A 16772-nucleotide genomic window follows, 5' to 3' on the forward strand; every position below is an offset into this window, starting at 1 on the left:
TCAGGAGAAATAAAAATTAAAGCACGGCTAATGCGGCTTCGTAATTTGGCTCTTGTTTAATTTCTGGCACTAACTCGCTGTGTAATACACGGTTATTTTCATCTAACACAATAACCGCACGGGCAGTTAATCCTGCTAATGGACCTTCAACAATATCAACGCCTAATTGTTTGTGTACCGCTTTGTTACGGAAAGTGGAAGACACAGACACATTTTCAATGCCTTCTGCACCGCAGAAACGTGCTTGGGCGAAAGGTAAATCGGCGGAAAGACATAATACGGCAGTATTGTTTAATTTTGCGGCTTGTTCATTGAATTTACGCACTGAAGTGGCACAAATGCCTGTATCAATACTTGGGAAAATGTTTAGAATTTTGCGTTTCCCTGCAAAAGTGGCAAGGCTCACGTCTTCTAAACTGCCATTTACGGTGGTGAAATCGGCAACGACATCACCCACTTGTGGAAAGGTGCCTGAAACGTCGATTGGTGTGCCTGCTAATGTAATTTTACTCATTCTTTTTTCCTCTTTTGTTTATCGGATTAAACCCCTATCCCACCCAATTTTATTCAGATCAACACAGGGTTGTTACAAGTACCATGTATTTGTACGAAGTCACTTGTACGGAGCAGAAGTTGTTCAGAAAAATGAACGGCTCTTCGTTCCCATAAGTGTGTTTTTTGTGTTCGCCTCTGAATAAAATTTCCTAAAAATTGACCGCACTTTATCGAGATCAGATATCCTGCTGCCAGTTAGCTTGCTGAACGAGAACATCCAGTTCACGATGTTGTTTAGCGATCTGATCCGCCTGTTTGCGAATGTCTTTAATGTTCACCGCAGACAGCATTTTGATTTCACTGCGGCTGTAACGATCTTGTTCTGGTAAGGCGGCATCTGCCAATTTGATTAACACCGCATGTTCTTCTTTTAGCCGATCTCGTTTGGCAAGGGCTTCTAACATTGTCATGCCATTGGCTAAACGAATTTGGTTATTTGCTTGGTTAATCTGAACCACGAGTTTTTCTAATTGATCCGCCACATTCTGATATTCAACCAGTAAATCAGCGGGGTGTTCGGCTGGTTTTTCCCCTTCTTGATATTTTGCGTTTTGTTGCAAACGCTGATTAAGCTGTGCCAAACGGCGTTGGGCATCAGCACGTTCCATGAGGGCTTCGGCTAATTTCATCATTTCCCCTTATTTGGTTTGTTCTGTTGATAACTGCCAACCAAGCTGTCTTAGCTGTTTATAACGCTCTCGGGCTAACACTTTTAAGTTTTCTTCCACGGGCACAAAATCAATAATCTGGGTAAAACTGCTCGCATAATCAGGCACTTCTGTCTGTAAGTTAATTAACAGATCTCGGCGTTGAGCATTCCGTTTTCCTTTCCAGCTGACTTCAATCGGTGTGGCATAAGTGGTGACTTCACCCGATAAATTATGGGGCACAAATTCATCTGCCTCTCTTGCCCATAATGCTTCATCAATATCCAATGCTTGCTGTTCTGTTTCGCAAGCAATTAAGACACGTTTTCCTAAACGCCACGCTGAAGCCGCAAAATCACAAGCCATGTTTTCTGCTTGCGATTGTGGGTTTAATAAATAAAATTGGGCATGTTTAGACATGGACATTATCAATCCTGATTTCTAGGTATAACTTGAGGATTTTAGCGAAAAATCTTAAGAAGATAAAACAATAATTCGCTGATTTCCGATTTTATTATCACTTTTTGAAAAACATTCAAAAAAGTCACCGCACTTTATGATCTAAATCACAAAACATCAGTTTTGTCTGAGCGGATTGATTCCACATCTACCCCGCAAGTGTTAGAATCTTTCCACTAATTTTCTTAAAATGCATTAAAAAAGAGGGAATCACTATGACATTTCGTATCGAAAAAGACACCATGGGTGAAGTGAAAGTACCAGCGGATAAATACTGGGCTGCACAAACTGAACGTTCACGCAATAATTTCAAAATTGGTCCTGAAGCCTCTATGCCAAAAGAAATTATTGAGGCCTTTGGTTACTTGAAAAAAGCGGCAGCTTATGCAAACTACGACTTAGGCGTGTTGCCTGTTGAAAAACGTGATTTAATTGCACAAGTTTGTGATGAAATCCTCGCCAAAAAGTTAGATGACCAATTCCCTCTCGTGATTTGGCAAACGGGTTCAGGCACACAATCCAATATGAACCTCAATGAAGTGATTTCCAACCGTGCACACGTGTTACATGGCGGTAAACTCGGAGAGAAATCCATTATTCACCCGAACGATGATGTTAATAAATCTCAATCTTCAAACGACACTTACCCAACCGCCATGCATATCGCCGCCTATAAAAAAGTGGTTGAAGTGACCATTCCATGTGTGGAGCGTTTGCAAAAAACCTTAGCGAAAAAAGCGGAAGATTTTAAAGATGTCGTCAAAATTGGGCGTACTCACTTAATGGATGCAACGCCGCTCACATTAGGTCAAGAGTTTTCAGCTTATGCCGCACAATTGCATTTTGGTCTCCATGCCTTGAAAAACACGCTTCCTCACCTTGCCCAATTAGCATTGGGTGGTACTGCGGTAGGTACTGGTTTAAATACCCCGAAAGGTTATGATGTGAAAGTAGCGGATTACATTGCAAAATTCACAGGGTTACCTTTCATTACCGCAGAAAATAAATTTGAAGCACTTGCGACGCATGATGCCATCGTGGAAACACATGGTGCATTAAAACAATTAGCCGTCTCTTTATATAAAATCGCAAACGACATTCGTTTATTAGCCTCAGGGCCACGTTCTGGTATTGGTGAAATTTTAATTCCTGAAAATGAACCAGGCTCATCCATTATGCCAGGAAAAGTTAACCCGACACAATGTGAAGCCATGACCATGGTTTGTGCACAAGTTTTAGGTAACGATACCACCATTTCCTTTGCTGGCACACAAGGACATTTCCAATTAAATGTCTTTAAACCTGTTATGGCAGCCAACTTCTTACAATCTGCCCAATTACTTGCAGATGCTTGTGTATCCTTTGATGAGCATTGTGCCTCAGGTATTGAACCTAACTTCCCACGTATCAAAAAACAACTTAACGATTCGTTGATGTTAGTCACCGCATTAAATACGCATATTGGTTATGAAAATGCGGCGAAAATCGCCAAAACCGCACATAAAAACGGCACAACATTAAAAGAAGAAGCAATTAACTTAGGTTTAGTGACCGCTGAACAATTTGATGAATGGGTTCGTCCTGAAGATATGGTCGGTAGCTTAAAATAATTTTAGTAAAACAAAACGAGGCGAGCGTAAAGTTCGCCTTTTTTTTCCTTGTTTTGCTATAATCAGCACCATTAACTTTTTGCAACGGGTTTATGATGAAGGCTAATTTATTTCTTTTTTCGCTTTTCTGTTTTTTTTCCACCGTGCTTTCGGCTCAGTGGTTAAATGTTGGCAAAGCCGATTATAATTGGGGACCATTTCATGTTTATACGCTCGGTCTTTATACTGAAACAGGCACTTATGATGCTCAAACACGCCCACTGATGCTTTCTTTCACCTATGCAAAACCGATTGAGGGAAAAAGTTTTGCCATAAGCCTCATTAAAGAAATGGAAAATCTCAAGCTAGATGCCTTTAACCCACAGCAATATCTTGATGTGCTCAAACCACTATTTCCTGATTTTTCACCCAATGATGTTTTGTATTATATTGCGTTAGTCGATAAAGGGTATTTTGTATTAAACGACACCATTTTAGATCATGAATTTGATCCTAAATTTAACGATGCCTTAACGGCAATTTGGTTATCCCCCAAAACAAACTTTCCAAAATTACAACCTAAATTATTAGGCAAAGAAAGTGCTGAAACGGAAGAAAGCACGCCTGTTTCTCCCCAAGTGGCACCTCTGACGGAAGATTCCGCTAATCCAGAATTGCCCCCCAATTATCCCTTGGATAACAAAGAAAACGATTTTTCCTTGTTAAGGTAAAAAAGAAGGACGAGTATCATCACTCGTCCTTGCCACTTATTCAGCCTGCTTAAAGGCTTTAATTCGTTGTAAATGCTGAGATATTTTCTTAAATTTGTGCGTTTCTAACTCATCCCAAACAATTTCATAAAATGGCGATAAGGTGTTAGCACTTTTTTGAGAATTTAATGCTTCATCTTGTTTAGAAAGAAATACCAAACAATTTCCTTTATTTTTCTCACGGAAATTATTGATGCATTTTGTCGCAATATCTTGATATTCCTCTGGACGATCAATCACCCCTTGCATATTTTCATAAGGAAATAAATTCGGGTTGAAAATCGCTTGTTTAATTCCGCATAAAAAACCAATACGCTCAGACCAATATCCGCCTAGCCCAACACCGCAAATCAACGGATGAGGATCTTTACTTTCTTGCACCAATTTATGCACTTCATTTAATAAAAATTGCATATCATGGAGAGGATATAATGTACTGTAATTAATAAAGCGTACATCATCATCAATAAATTTGAGTTGCATCACTTTCTCGTGATTGCCCGGACTACTTGAATCAAACCCATGTAAATAAATAATCATAATGACTCCTTCTGAATAATTCGGATTTTATACCGCACTTTTGTGTTTTGTTGCATGAAAGGCTTGGTACTTTTTCTCTAAATAAACAATGAATTGCAATGCAATATTCACGCCACTGGTTTTTTCAATCATTTCTAAACCTGGGCTGGCATTCACTTCTAACACCAATAAACCTTGCTTAGAACGGATTAAATCTACGCCTGCCACATCTAACCCCAAAGCTTGAGTCGCACGCACCGCAATGACTTTTTCTGCTTCCGTTAAGCTGACTTTTCGAGCTAACCCACCACGATGAAAATTGGCACGAAACTCGCCGTTTTGTCCCATTCTTTCCATGCTCGCCACCACTTTATTGCCCACAACAAAACAACGCAAATCCATGCCTTGTGCTTCCTCTATGAAGTCTTGCATTAACACGGGAATCTCTGCCTGTCTTAAGGTTTCTAAAATACTGACCGCACTTTGTGGTTTGTCCGCCAAAATCACCCCAATGCCTTGCGAACCACTTAACGTTTTTAAAATCGTTGGGGAAGACATTTTATTTACCGCATGCTGAGCCGAACATTCCACACCTGACAACAAAGAAGGTGGTACGGGAATCCCTTGCTCGGCGAGAAGTTGTAAACTTAACCATTTATCACGTGCTTTCAAAAAAGCCGCTTCTGGGTTTAAACACAGCACGTTTTTTGCTTGAAAATGGCGTAATACGGCACAGCCCATTTTGGTGCTGGCAGAACCAAAACGAGGAATCACCGCATCATAATCAGGCAATAAATAAGGCTCACTGTCTTGGTTCGCTTGATAATACAAAGCCAAATGAGGGGCGTTTTCTTGTAACACCAAAAGAAAACGATTGGGATCTAAAATATCAATCTGATGCCCGCTATTTTCTGCCGCTTCCTTTAAACGCTGGCAACTATATAAACGAGGCTCACGGCATAGCATTAATAATTTCATAGAAAAATAAGTTAAGTCAGAAATGTCTACAACGATTGAGGTATATTACACCAATCTGCGGCATGGAAAAATACTTTATATTTTTTCCTCAAATACGATAGAATACCCAAACGCATATTGCGAAAACACCTTATTTACATATCAAGAGGAATATTATGTTTGTTGTCATCTTTGGGCGTCCAGGTTGCCCATATTGCGTTCGAGCAAAAAACCTAGCAGACAAATTAAAATCCACCTTAACTGATTTTGATTACCGTTATGTGGATATTATCGCAGAAGGCATTTCAAAAGCAGACCTGTCAAAATCCGTGGGTAAACCTGTTGAAACTGTACCGCAAATTTTTATTGATGAAAAACCAATCGGCGGTTGTACAGATTTTGAAGCCTTAATGAAAGCACAATTTAACATTGTGGCTTAATGCGTTATCAAAAGTGCGGTGATTTTTTTCACCGCATTTTTTTATCGCTGCAATTTCTACTTGCACATTTTTTAAAATGAATATAAATTCAAAAAAATGGAATAATTATTTAGACAGGGGAAAAATATGCGCAGCACTGAATTAGTTCATTGGTTTAGACAGTCAACACCTTATGTCAATATGCATAATGGCAAAACCTTTGTGATTATGCTTGATGGAGATACCATCGCCAGCCCTAATTTTGTGAATATTATTAATGATATCAATTTATTGCATAGTTTAAATATCAAGCTTGTGGTGGTCTTTGGTGCTCGTGTTCAAATCAACAATTTACTGCAACAACATCAAATTTCTCCCCTTTATCATAAAAATATCCGTATCACCGATGTGCATAGTCTTGAATTAGTGAAACAAGCCGTAGGGCAACTTCATTATGATATTGCCTCTCGTCTGTCCTTACGTCTTCCTCACTCCCCTTTAACCAATGTGGTCAGTGGAAATTTTGTGATTGCCCAGCCTATTGGCGTAGATGATGGTGTGGATTATCAGCTCAGTGGCAAAATTCGACGCATTAATACGGAAAGTATTCAACAACAACTTGATCGTCATGCCATCGTACTCATTGGTCCTATTGCCCCTTCGGTGACGGGGGAAAATTTCAATTTGCCCTTTGAAGAAATTGCCATGCAAGTCGCCATTAAAATTAAGGCAGAAAAATTAATTGGCTTTTCCAACTCACAAGGGATCTTAGACCAAAACGGGAACACCCTTTACGATTTATTACCGCAAGATGCCCAACTTCATTTAAATCGCTTAATTGAACAAAATCAATATCACTGCTCGCAAGCCAGATTCTTACAGGCAGCCATTGAAGCTTGTCGTTCTGGCGTAAAACGGGCACATTTAATTAGCTATGAAGAAGATGGCTCCTTGTTACAAGAACTCTTCACCCGTGATGGTGTCGGCACACAGCTTTCCATGGAATCCTCAGAAACTATCCGCTTGGCTACGGCAAGAGATATTCCTGCCTTATTGGATTTAATTCGTCCATTAGAACAACAAGGGATTTTAGTTAAACGTTCCCGTGAACAATTAGAAATGGACATCAGCAATTACACCATTATTGATCGGGATGGCGTGATCATCGCTTGTGCCGCCTTAAATTGTTACCCTGAAGAAAAGATGGCAGAAATGGCTTGTGTTGCTGTGCATCCTGATTACCGCAACTCTTCACGGGGCGATATTTTGCTTGAAGCCATTCAAAAACGGGCAAAGCAATTGCAGATTCAGACCCTGTTTGTGCTCACCACTCGCACCGTACATTGGTTTCAAGAGCGAGGTTTTGAATTAGCGGATGTTGATGCATTACCTGAAGCGAAAAGACAACATTATAACTACCAACGTCGATCAAAGATTTTGATTCAACACTTAATCTAACCTTTTCGCCGTTTTTATTTCATGAATTTTCCCCTCTCACGACAAGAGGGGAAAATGGTATAAAGTGCGGTGCTTTTTTGAAAAGTTTTCTAGTCTCGAATAAATAGACTATTCTGGCAATTTTGCCACCACACAATAGCCAGCTTGAATCCCTTCAATTTGATAGTCTGCACCACTTCCAATTAACGCCGATTCACCTTTTTTTAAGAAAAGTGCGGTCTGTTTGTGAGAAATTTTGATTTCACCTTGCATCACCAACACAATTTCCGCACTTTGTGATTGAAATGCATGCTGTTGATGAGGTTGATAAGTAATATTGGTTAAGGCAAAATCGTTGGCTGGTGTCGAATAGGTTAATACAGACGTATTATTATCCATTTTAGCGATAATCTCAGGTACCACTTCTCGGCAGTCCACCACCTTTAATAATTCTGGAATATCCACATGTTTCGGCGTGAGCCCGCCACGGATAACATTATCCGAACACGCCATTAACTCAATATTTTGCCCTCTTAGGTACGCATGAGGAATCCCCGCATCTTGGAAAATGCCTTCCCCTTCTTTTAAATACACAAGATTAAATAAATAAAAACAGAGCAATCCCGCATCAAGTTGCTGTGCTGAAATGCTCATGCTTTCCATAGTATAAAGCAACCAATAATCAGGATTGTCAAGGGTTAGGCGTTGTTCCGCATAAGCTTGCTGATTGGCTTCCACAATAGGCAATAACCATGCCGCTAATTGACCTTGTTCTGCTTGCATAATCTGTGCATAAAACTCAGCAATCGTGTGTGAAGCCAGTTTTTCAGCCAATTCAACTAAAGAAGGACGTGCCTTTAAGGTGGCTAATATCGCTGTTTTTGGCTTAAAGCCGTGCAATAACCAAAAATCCGATAAGGCAATCATCATTTCAGGTTTGTGATTACGATCTTTATAGGTACGCTTAGGATCGTCTAAGGAAATGCCTTTTTCATTCTCGGCTAAAAACCCCTTTTCTGCCTGAGCTTTGGTGGGGTGTAACTGAATAGAAAGCGGTTTTGCGACATCTAAAATTTTTAATAAATACGGCAAATCTTTGCCAAATTGCACCGCACTTTTTTCCCCTAATAATTGCGGATACTGGGCTAAAAATGTCGTTAATGGTTGCTCACCCTCTGCTAGCACAACCATGGAAGGGGCACTCGGATGTGAACCCAGCCACCATTCGGCATAAGGTTGTGCGGTGGGGTTGTCTAATCCCAATAATGTTGGAATATAGCTTTCTCCCCCCCAAGCATAATGTTGCTCACGACCCACTAACTGATAAATACTCATGATTTTTCCTCTTTTTTATAACCACCAAAAAAGTGTACGACCGATTCCCGATCTTGTTCCTTAAGCAAATGAATTAATAAACGTTTTCCTGATATTAAATCAATCACGAAAATATTGTTGTCGGCAAGATGAATTTGATGAATATGCTGATATTGAAAATAGACATTACCGAAAAAAAAACCTTTTGGCTTTAAAATTAATACGGGATAACGCACAAAGGCGGCATACACCGTTAATAAAATTAATGTGCCCAATAAATATAAAGTGAGTGAAGAAATATTCGAATAGGATTGATAAATAATCATGCTAATTAACACAATCAAAATCACGGCATCTTTTTTTGCTTGTTTTTTAAGGGGAATTTTTAATAATGTTTTGCCTTTCCAATACAGCATGCCAAATTGATCGTAAATCGCATAAACCAAGAAAAGAACGATACTAATAAACAGGAGAATATTTATCATCATATATTTTTCATCATTACAAGATCATGTGTCATCACACATTTTTATCAAAAGAAAAGGGATGAACGCCTTGCTCATCCCTTCTTCATTACTTATTCTAACTAAAAATTAGAAGAATACGCGTAAACCTACGCCAATTTTGTTGTCTTTTTGTTTAGCATTTTGGGTAAATTCATATGGTTGACCTGTTTCATTACCATCTTGGTCTAACGCATATTGTTTACCTTTACGGTTAAATCTTGTTGACTCATAAGCATACTCAATATAAGTTACAACATTTTTATGCAATTTATAATCAACACCAACAACTAAAGTATCCTTTTTCACTTTAGAGTTAGGCAATGTATATTCACGCCATTCCCCTAAATCAGATTTTTTGTCCGCAAAAACACTCTGATTATATTTGAAATCTTCTTGTTTCCATTGAGCATAAATTTTTGAAGGTTCAGCAACTTGGAAAGAAGTAGACACTAATAAACTTCTGTTGGTAAATTGTTTTGTATCTTGTTCTTTGTAGAAGCTTTGACCGTACTCAGCACCAAACTCAACAGGACCGTATGCTAATTGAACTGCTGTTCTCCAAGCTGTTGTATCTGCAAAAGATTTTGTTGTATCTAAATCTTCTTTATCTACACCGTAACCAGCAGTCCAGTTGAATGTTAAATCTTGAGCAAGTTCACGTGTATAGAATACAGATGCTTGGTAACCATATTTATATTCTGGTTCTAAAGGAGCTTGAGGATCTACTTGTCCATGTTTCTTCTCAGCATTACCAAATACATAATCTAAACCAAAGCTGAAACCACTCCACTCTGCAGAACGGAATTTGATTGATTTATCTGCTGAATCTAACAAGTTGTTGTTACCGCCCCAAACGTATGAATTGTCATTTAATTGAACATCATCACCGTTAGTTGCTTGTTTACCAAATGTTAAAGTACCTACGCCTTCATAACCTAAACCAGCGAAAAGTTTGTTGGTTGTTGGGTTACCGAATTTACCTGCAGACTCATCAGTGTCATCACCATCAAAACGGATTTCTACACCACCTAACGCACTTAAACCGTTACCGAGGTCATGGCTTGCATTCACTTCTAAACGAGAATCGTTGTTTTTGAGGTCAGTACGTTTACCTTTCTCTTTGCTGAGTAATACACGTACAGAACCACCAATTTCAACTTTTGTACCGTCTTGTTCGTAAACTGTTGCGGCATTCGCAGAAGTTGCGAACACTGCTGCTGTTGCTAATGCAATAATTGTTTTTTTCATAAATTAAGTCCTCTTAACATTGATTATATATAAAGCGTTTAATAGCCTGCTTCTAAAGCAAGCCCCTTTATATTCCGCCAATTTTCACAATAAAAATTGTAATTGTCAACCTAAACCCTAATATAAGCAAAAAAGGCTTATTTTTCAGGGGGATTTTGTTAGAAATATTTAATTAATGTTAAATTAATTTTGTAAAATTAATGGGTTGTTTTTAATTTTCTAACCAAAGCCCTAATAAATAGGGCTTAAATCTTCATCATTTTAATTAGGCTAAAATACCTGTCCATGCCCCTAAAATACCGATGGCAAAGAAACCAATAATAATCCACAAGGCATTCACACGGTTACGTAATAGCCACATACACGCAAATGTCAGTAATAATGGCAATAACCCTGGCATGAGACTATCTAAAATGCTTTGAATGGTTTCAACTCTTGTTGTGCCATCTTGCATTTGAATAGTTGCCACCACATATGGCACGTTGATGCTCGTCCATTTCTGAACTAAAGCCCCCATAATAAACAAACCAAGAATAGATGCCCCTTCTGTGAGTTTTTGCAGTAAACCACCGCTCATATCACCAACCACATCTAAGCCTTTTTTGTAACCATAAGTTACACCAAAATAACGGGTAGCTAAACGAACAAGGTTAAACAGGACAAAAAAGAGAATTGGACCTAAAATATTACCATTGATCGCTAATCCTGCCCCTAATGCCGCAAAAACTGGACGTGCTGTTCCCCAATAAATCGGGTCACCCACCCCAGCTAAAGGTCCCATTAAACCAACTTTGATCCCGTTGATCGCAGCATCATCAATTTCTTTACCATTTGCACGCTCTTCTTCCATTGCAATGGTCACCCCTAATACTGGTGCTGCCACAAAAGGTTGCGTATTAAAGAATTCTAAATGACGTTTAATCGCATCTTTACGTTCTTGTGAGTTTGGATCAGGATATAAACGCTTGATAACTGGCACCATTGAATAGGCAAATCCAAGCGCTTGCATACGCTCAAAGTTCCAAGACCCTTGGAAAAGATTAGAACGACGTACTACGGCATTTAAATCGCTTTGTGTGACTTTTTTCATTTCAGTTGTCATTGTTGTAATTCCTATTAATCCAATCTGTTATCAAGATCATTATTGCCATTGCTCACCACTTGCACCACTTGCTTACTTTGGTTGTATTTTGGGTGAAGTTGAATATAAAGGACAGCCATAATTGCCCCTAACACACCTAATGCCACTAAGTTAAACTCAGTGAAGGCGGCAATCACAAAACCCGCATAGAAAAATGGCATTAAATGACCTGCTCGCATCATGTTGATCACCATCGCATAACCGACCACGGCAATAAAGCCACCTGCGATTTTAAGACCTGTTGTCACCACATCAGGGATAGCGTTTAACAGTTGCTGAACGGTATCTGTCCCCGCTGTCATCGCCACGATTAAGGCTGGAATTGCAATACGCATAGCTTGTAATAATAACGCTGAGCGGTGAATCCAATCTAATTTGTTTAAATCCCCTGTTTCAATCACTTTATCTGCTGCGTGTTGGAAACCTACGGTGATCGCACGCACAACATATGTTAAAACTTGACCTGCTGCGGCAAGTGGAATTGCAATGGCGATACCCGTTGAAATATCTTGTCCACCGACAATCACAAGAATGGTAGATACCACAGAAGCCAATGCGGCATCAGGTGCTAAGGCGGCACCGATATTCATCCAGCCTAAGGCTAATAATTCAAGTGTCCCACCAACGATAATCCCCGTTTTAATATCCCCTAAAACAAGACCAATTAAGGTACAAGCAATTAAAGGACGATGGGTTTGCCACTCATCAAGAATTGATCCCATACCTGAAATGCAGGCAACAAGGAACACTAGCACAATTTGTAAAGTTGAAATTTCCATGTTATTTCCTTTGGTTAATGTCTTAAATCAAATTATTTTTCTTTAAAAGATCCATCATATATTGACGGCTATCATTAGAAACTTTACGCACATCAAGCTCAATATCCATCGCATGAATAGCTTTAAATGCCTCGATATCTTTCTCATCAACAGATACCGCACTTGTAATCATTTTCTTACCATCACGATATGCCATGCCCCCAATATTAATCGAAGACATATCAACACCCGCTTCAAGTAATTTCAATACATCCGTTGGATTGGTAAATAATAACATCACACGGTCATTCGCATATTCTGGGTTATTGTAAACACGCACCATTTTATCCACATTTACCACATGTGCCGTTACCCCTGGAGGTGCCACACTTTTCAGCATGGTTGAACGCACAGAATCTTTCGCAACATCATCATTCACCACAATAATACGGCTCACTTTGCTTTCTTTCGTCCAACGGGTTGCCACTTGACCATGGATCAAGCGATCGTCAATACGTGCCAAACCAATTGTCATATGCCCACCTTCTGTTGCCACAACGGGTGCCGCTTGTGGGGCAGGTGCCGCAACTTGAGGAGCAGGGGCTGCTTCAGGTTCTTCTTCAGCATATTTCAATGCACGCACACCAGTACGGCCTGTTTCAAGGGCAATTGCCACTAACTCTTGTAAACTAGGATCATCATCACGAGCCATGAATGTTTCCACCAACATAGGCACGTTCACACCCGTTACGATGTCCATGTTAGCTTTGCCATCCGCCACACGATTTGCCGCATTAAATGGGCTACCGCCCCAAGTATCGACTAAAAACAACACTTCATCACAATGAGCCAATGTGGTGGATAATTTTTCTTGGTATTTCGTCATAATGGTTTCAGCATTTTCACCTGAAACAAACTCAATGGTGGCGACATTTTCTTGCTCGCCAATCAACATTTCCGTTGTTTTCAGTAATTGCTCTGCTGCAACGCCATGAGTCGCTATAATAATAGCAATTGTCATTGTTTGACTCCTTAATCACATTAAAAATCAAATAGAGTTATTTGAGGCGCGGATTATAGAGGAAATGTCAACTCAATGATGTGATTTAGATCACAAATCGAAGCCAGTAGGCAGTAAGCGTTACATTTTTGACCATATCTCGTCTTGATCGCTCAATAAAAAAACATCATTTGCGTATTTAATATTTTGTCACATTTAATCGATTTTTCTTGATGCAGCCGTCTTTTTATCCACTTGCAAAGCCACGAAAAATGCGTAAACTACGCCCAATTTCTCCTTTGAGAAATTTCCTTTCTCCACTTTTAAACACTACCTGCGAGTAGCAAAAAGGATCAACAATATGAATGACAATGTAAATAAAGATGGCTGGAAAGCCTTATTAGGATCTGCCGTCGGCTATGCGATGGACGGATTCGACTTACTTATTCTCGGTTTTATGCTCAGTGCCATTTCTGCCGATCTTGCCCTCACCCCCGCTCAATCGGGCTCTTTGGTGACTTGGACATTAATCGGTGCCGTGGCGGGCGGCATTATTTTTGGTGCATTAAGTGATAAATATGGACGAATCCGTGTCTTAACTTGGACAATTGTGCTTTTCGCCATTTTCACTGGCTTATGTGCCTTTGCACAAGGCTACTGGGATCTGCTGATTTACCGCACCATTGCAGGAATCGGTTTAGGCGGTGAATTTGGTATCGGCATGGCATTAGCAGCAGAAGCATGGCCTGCTCGCCACCGTGCCAAAGCATCCTCTTACGTGGCATTAGGTTGGCAAATTGGTGTGCTAGGTGCTGCCTTATTAACGCCGTTATTACTGCCACACATCGGTTGGCGAGGCATGTTCTTGGTGGGTATTTTCCCAGCTTTTGTCGCTTGGTATTTACGAGCAAGACTGCATGAACCTGAAATTTTTGTGAAAAAACAGACCGCACTTTCTCAACAATCCGCCTCAAAATGGCATTCATTCCAACTCTTAGTGAAAGACAAAGCCACGATAAAAATCAGTGCGGGGATTGTGGTCTTAACCTCCGTACAAAACTTCGGTTATTACGGCATTATGATCTGGATGCCTAACTTCCTCTCAAAACAGCTTGGTTTCAGTTTAACGAAATCAGGGGTTTGGACTGCCGTCACCATTTGTGGCATGATGTTTGGCATCTGGCTCTTTGGGCAACTTGCCGATCGTATTGGTCGCAAACCAAGTTTCTTGTTATTCCAAGCAGGTGCGGTGATCAGCATTTTCACCTATTCACAGCTTTCCGATCCAAGTGCCATGTTATTTGCGGGGGCTATTTTAGGGATGTTTGTCAACGGCATGATGGGCGGCTACGGAGCGTTAATGTCGGAAGCTTATCCAACACAGGCTCGAGCCACTGCACAGAATGTTTTATTTAACTTAGGGCGTGCGGTAGGCGGTTTTGGTCCCATCGTCGTCGGTGCATTAGTTTCGGCATATTCTTTCCAATTAGCCATTGCGTTCTTAGCCAGTATTTATCTGCTTGATATGCTTGCCACCCTTTGGCTCATTCCTGAATTAAAAGGCAAACCGCTAGACTAATCTCACAGACTAATCACGCAGGGGCAATCGCCCCTGTTTTTTTCGATGCCACCTTCAAAACTTATTGAAAAACGACCGCACTTTTCCATTCTATTGTATTTTTTCATCGTACTTTTTCATCGCATTTTCAAGCACACCCGTTAAATACCCCGTTCAGAATTAACAGGCAATAAAAAAGCGGTTTAACATCAACCGCTTTTATCTCATGCATTATCCTTTACTTTTTAATTAACGCCTCATGCGCTTGTTTTTGTTCTTTCATCTTTTCACGAATATCACGACGTTGTTGTGAAATTTCTGCATTACGAATCATGTAATCATCAACACGTTTCTCATAATCCTCACGCATACTTTCAATAATCACACGCACATCTTGGATCGACATATCATCACGAATGTATTGATTTAAGTTATCCAATAACAAGACACGTTTTTGGTTATCACGAATCTTACGGTTATTGTCCTCACGATCGCGAGCAAGTTTATTTTTCAAACGATACATACGCACATACTCTAAAACTTCTTGAAAAGATTGTTTATTTACATTTTCCATTAGGCGACTCTCTTAAACATTAATAAAAAATTAACCCTACTTAATGTATCCATTTTTATTGCCCTCGTCAAAGCGTTCCTTAACTTTTTAAAAATTAAATGAAAAAATAACAATTTTTCAACAAAGATCATTGATTAGAACGGGGTGAGGTGATAAAACTACGGAATTATTTTTCAATTAATTTAAGGAAGTGGCAATGTCAAACGTTTTCAATTTTAGTGCAGGCCCAGCAATGATGCCAAGCGAAGTATTAGCACAAGCACAGGCAGAATTAACCAACTGGCAAAATCAGCATACTTCTGTGATGGAAGTCAGCCATCGTGGCAAACTCTTTATGGAATTAGCCCAGCAATCCGAACAAGATTTTCGTCAGCTTTATCGTATTCCAGATAACTATCAAATCCTTTTCTTACAAGGTGGTGCACGTGGTCAGTTTGCGGCAATTCCCATGAACTTACTGAAAGAAAATGGCAAAGCCTTATATTTAACCAGTGGTCATTGGTCTGCCACGGCGGCAAAAGAAGCCCGCTTATTTGGCGAAATTGATGAAGTGAATATCTTAGCAGAAGGCAACGAGCTGAAAGTCGGCAACCTTGATTTTAGCGATATTGCTGAACAATATGATTATGTCCATTATTGCCCGAATGAAACCATCACAGGGGTGGAAATTTTCGAGATTCCTCAAGTGGGCAATGCAGTGTTAGTGGCGGATATGTCTTCCACCATTCTTTCACGAGAAATTGATATCAGTAAATTTGGACTGATTTATGCAGGGGCACAGAAAAACTTAGGTCCTGCGGGGATTACTATTGTCATCGTGCGTGAGGATTTAATTGGTCATGCTCGCCAAAGCACCCCAACCATTTGGAATTATGCGGTACAAAAAAATGCCGACTCCATGATCAACACCCCACCAACCTTTGCTTGGTATTTGTGTGCATTAGTGTTTAAACATTTACTTTCTCTTGGTGGACTACCTGAAATCCAAAAACGTAACCGAGCGAAAGCAGAATTACTTTATCGCTATTTAGATGAAAGCGATTTTTATCGTAATACCGTGGCAAAACAAAACCGTTCTTTCATGAATGTCACCTTCACGACAGATAACGATGAATTAAATGCGAAATTTGTGGCTGAAGCCACCGCCGCAGGCTTACATGCATTAAAAGGACATAAAGTGCTAGGGGGAATGCGAGCCTCTATCTACAATGCAATGCCAATTGAAGGTGTCGAAGCCTTAATTCGCTTTATGCAAAAATTTGCCAACGAAAACCGCTAACCGAAAACCGCTAAAAGTGCGGTCGTTTTTTCAACTGTTTTT

General features: G+C 39.9%; 18 protein-coding genes. 6 read left to right on the forward strand and 12 right to left on the reverse strand.

Annotation, left to right across the window (positions count from 1 at the left end; translation table 11 throughout):
- Positions 1 to 16: 16 nt before the first annotated feature.
- The 3 genes from tpx to ACPEEM_RS07410 all read right to left on the reverse strand — a co-directional run bounded on the left by tpx (position 17) and on the right by ACPEEM_RS07410 (position 1622).
- Positions 17 to 514: a thiol peroxidase gene (tpx, locus tag ACPEEM_RS07400; RefSeq protein ID WP_424401568.1), complete on the reverse strand. Its 498-nt coding sequence runs from the start codon at positions 512 to 514 to the stop codon at positions 17 to 19.
- A 217-nt stretch (positions 515 to 731) separates the two neighbouring features.
- The gene (locus ACPEEM_RS07405; protein WP_424404065.1) at positions 732 to 1184 is read right to left on the reverse strand and encodes a DIP1984 family protein; all 453 of its coding nucleotides are present in this window, start codon (positions 1182 to 1184) and stop codon (positions 732 to 734) included.
- A gap of 9 nt (positions 1185 to 1193) precedes the next feature.
- Positions 1194 to 1622 (reverse strand): DNA polymerase III subunit chi, encoded by a 429-nt coding sequence (locus ACPEEM_RS07410; RefSeq protein ID WP_424404067.1) that lies wholly within the window; start codon positions 1620 to 1622, stop codon positions 1194 to 1196.
- A 254-nt stretch (positions 1623 to 1876) separates the two neighbouring features.
- On the opposite strand from ACPEEM_RS07410, the gene fumC reads away from it, so the two are divergent.
- On the forward strand, positions 1877 to 3271 hold the full coding sequence (gene fumC / locus ACPEEM_RS07415; protein WP_424401569.1) for a class II fumarate hydratase: 1395 nt from the start codon (positions 1877 to 1879) through the stop codon (positions 3269 to 3271).
- Between the two features lie 95 nt (positions 3272 to 3366).
- Positions 3367 to 3981, forward strand: a complete 615-nt coding sequence (locus ACPEEM_RS07420) for a hypothetical protein (RefSeq protein ID WP_424408241.1) — start codon at positions 3367 to 3369, stop codon at positions 3979 to 3981.
- Positions 3982 to 4017: 36 nt separating this feature from the next.
- Here ACPEEM_RS07420 and ycfP read toward each other — a convergent pair whose 3' ends face one another.
- Both ycfP and ACPEEM_RS07430 read right to left on the reverse strand, forming a co-directional pair.
- Entirely contained in the window at positions 4018 to 4560 is a 543-nt protein-coding gene (gene ycfP, locus ACPEEM_RS07425) for an alpha/beta hydrolase YcfP (protein WP_424404740.1), read from the reverse strand.
- Between the two features lie 27 nt (positions 4561 to 4587).
- Entirely contained in the window at positions 4588 to 5517 is a 930-nt protein-coding gene (locus ACPEEM_RS07430; RefSeq protein ID WP_424401571.1) for a RimK family alpha-L-glutamate ligase, read from the reverse strand.
- Positions 5518 to 5672: 155 nt separating this feature from the next.
- Here ACPEEM_RS07430 and ACPEEM_RS07435 point away from each other — a divergent pair, with 155 nt between their 5' ends.
- Together ACPEEM_RS07435 and argA are read left to right on the forward strand one after the other, a co-directional pair.
- Positions 5673 to 5936: a GrxA family glutaredoxin gene (locus ACPEEM_RS07435; RefSeq protein WP_424401572.1), complete on the forward strand. Its 264-nt coding sequence runs from the start codon at positions 5673 to 5675 to the stop codon at positions 5934 to 5936.
- Between the two features lie 126 nt (positions 5937 to 6062).
- Complete coding sequence (gene argA / locus ACPEEM_RS07440; protein WP_424404744.1) at positions 6063 to 7373, forward strand: amino-acid N-acetyltransferase; 1311 nt, start codon at positions 6063 to 6065, stop codon at positions 7371 to 7373.
- A gap of 108 nt (positions 7374 to 7481) precedes the next feature.
- Here argA and manA read toward each other — a convergent pair whose 3' ends face one another.
- The 6 genes from manA to manX form a co-directional block, all read right to left on the reverse strand.
- A complete protein-coding gene (manA, locus tag ACPEEM_RS07445; RefSeq protein WP_424401574.1) occupies positions 7482 to 8687 on the reverse strand; it encodes a mannose-6-phosphate isomerase, class I in 1206 nt (401 codons plus the stop codon).
- A complete protein-coding gene (locus tag ACPEEM_RS07450) occupies positions 8684 to 9151 on the reverse strand; it encodes a DUF986 family protein (RefSeq protein ID WP_424404071.1) in 468 nt (155 codons plus the stop codon). The genes manA and ACPEEM_RS07450 overlap by 4 nt, the downstream gene beginning before the upstream one ends.
- A gap of 108 nt (positions 9152 to 9259) precedes the next feature.
- Positions 9260 to 10420 (reverse strand): porin, encoded by a 1161-nt coding sequence (locus ACPEEM_RS07455; RefSeq protein WP_424401575.1) that lies wholly within the window; start codon positions 10418 to 10420, stop codon positions 9260 to 9262.
- 265 nt (positions 10421 to 10685) lie between these two features.
- The gene (locus ACPEEM_RS07460) at positions 10686 to 11522 is read right to left on the reverse strand and encodes a PTS mannose transporter subunit IID (RefSeq protein ID WP_424401576.1); all 837 of its coding nucleotides are present in this window, start codon (positions 11520 to 11522) and stop codon (positions 10686 to 10688) included.
- Positions 11523 to 11536: 14 nt separating this feature from the next.
- Entirely contained in the window at positions 11537 to 12340 is an 804-nt protein-coding gene (locus tag ACPEEM_RS07465) for a PTS mannose/fructose/sorbose transporter subunit IIC (RefSeq protein WP_424401577.1), read from the reverse strand.
- Positions 12341 to 12362: 22 nt separating this feature from the next.
- Positions 12363 to 13340 carry a PTS mannose transporter subunit IIAB gene (manX, locus tag ACPEEM_RS07470; RefSeq protein ID WP_424401578.1) on the reverse strand — a complete coding sequence of 326 codons (978 nt, stop codon included), beginning with the start codon at positions 13338 to 13340 and terminating at the stop codon, positions 12363 to 12365.
- Positions 13341 to 13680: 340 nt separating this feature from the next.
- Here manX and ACPEEM_RS07475 point away from each other — a divergent pair, with 340 nt between their 5' ends.
- A complete protein-coding gene (locus ACPEEM_RS07475) occupies positions 13681 to 14898 on the forward strand; it encodes an MFS transporter (RefSeq protein ID WP_424401579.1) in 1218 nt (405 codons plus the stop codon).
- Between the two features lie 217 nt (positions 14899 to 15115).
- Here ACPEEM_RS07475 and ACPEEM_RS07480 read toward each other — a convergent pair whose 3' ends face one another.
- The gene (locus ACPEEM_RS07480) at positions 15116 to 15451 is read right to left on the reverse strand and encodes a DUF496 family protein (protein ID WP_424401580.1); all 336 of its coding nucleotides are present in this window, start codon (positions 15449 to 15451) and stop codon (positions 15116 to 15118) included.
- 196 nt (positions 15452 to 15647) lie between these two features.
- On the opposite strand from ACPEEM_RS07480, the gene serC reads away from it, so the two are divergent.
- Entirely contained in the window at positions 15648 to 16730 is a 1083-nt protein-coding gene (gene serC / locus ACPEEM_RS07485) for a 3-phosphoserine/phosphohydroxythreonine transaminase (RefSeq protein WP_424401581.1), read from the forward strand.
- Positions 16731 to 16772 lie beyond the last annotated feature (42 nt).

It is taken from the genome of Pasteurella pantherarum (assembly GCF_049670885.1).
Classification (GTDB): Bacteria; Pseudomonadota; Gammaproteobacteria; order Enterobacterales; family Pasteurellaceae; genus Pasteurella.

Excerpts from the sequence above, each read along its gene's own strand:
- tpx (WP_424401568.1), bottom strand. The coding sequence starts at position 514 with ATGAGTAAAATTACATTAGCAGGCACACCAATCGACGTTTCAGGCACC.
- ACPEEM_RS07405 (WP_424404065.1), bottom strand. The coding sequence starts at position 1,184 with ATGAAATTAGCCGAAGCCCTCATGGAACGTGCTGATGCCCAACGCCGT.
- ACPEEM_RS07410 (WP_424404067.1), bottom strand. The coding sequence starts at position 1,622 with ATGTCTAAACATGCCCAATTTTATTTATTAAACCCACAATCGCAAGCA.
- fumC (WP_424401569.1), top strand. The coding sequence starts at position 1,877 with ATGACATTTCGTATCGAAAAAGACACCATGGGTGAAGTGAAAGTACCA.
- ACPEEM_RS07420 (WP_424408241.1), top strand. The coding sequence starts at position 3,367 with ATGAAGGCTAATTTATTTCTTTTTTCGCTTTTCTGTTTTTTTTCCACC.
- ycfP (WP_424404740.1), bottom strand. The coding sequence starts at position 4,560 with ATGATTATTTATTTACATGGGTTTGATTCAAGTAGTCCGGGCAATCAC.
- ACPEEM_RS07430 (WP_424401571.1), bottom strand. The coding sequence starts at position 5,517 with ATGAAATTATTAATGCTATGCCGTGAGCCTCGTTTATATAGTTGCCAG.
- ACPEEM_RS07435 (WP_424401572.1), top strand. The coding sequence starts at position 5,673 with ATGTTTGTTGTCATCTTTGGGCGTCCAGGTTGCCCATATTGCGTTCGA.
- argA (WP_424404744.1), top strand. The coding sequence starts at position 6,063 with ATGCGCAGCACTGAATTAGTTCATTGGTTTAGACAGTCAACACCTTAT.
- manA (WP_424401574.1), bottom strand. The coding sequence starts at position 8,687 with ATGAGTATTTATCAGTTAGTGGGTCGTGAGCAACATTATGCTTGGGGG.
- ACPEEM_RS07450 (WP_424404071.1), bottom strand. The coding sequence starts at position 9,151 with ATGATAAATATTCTCCTGTTTATTAGTATCGTTCTTTTCTTGGTTTAT.
- ACPEEM_RS07455 (WP_424401575.1), bottom strand. The coding sequence starts at position 10,420 with ATGAAAAAAACAATTATTGCATTAGCAACAGCAGCAGTGTTCGCAACT.
- ACPEEM_RS07460 (WP_424401576.1), bottom strand. The coding sequence starts at position 11,522 with ATGACAACTGAAATGAAAAAAGTCACACAAAGCGATTTAAATGCCGTA.
- ACPEEM_RS07465 (WP_424401577.1), bottom strand. The coding sequence starts at position 12,340 with ATGGAAATTTCAACTTTACAAATTGTGCTAGTGTTCCTTGTTGCCTGC.
- manX (WP_424401578.1), bottom strand. The coding sequence starts at position 13,340 with ATGACAATTGCTATTATTATAGCGACTCATGGCGTTGCAGCAGAGCAA.
- ACPEEM_RS07475 (WP_424401579.1), top strand. The coding sequence starts at position 13,681 with ATGAATGACAATGTAAATAAAGATGGCTGGAAAGCCTTATTAGGATCT.
- ACPEEM_RS07480 (WP_424401580.1), bottom strand. The coding sequence starts at position 15,451 with ATGGAAAATGTAAATAAACAATCTTTTCAAGAAGTTTTAGAGTATGTG.
- serC (WP_424401581.1), top strand. The coding sequence starts at position 15,648 with ATGTCAAACGTTTTCAATTTTAGTGCAGGCCCAGCAATGATGCCAAGC.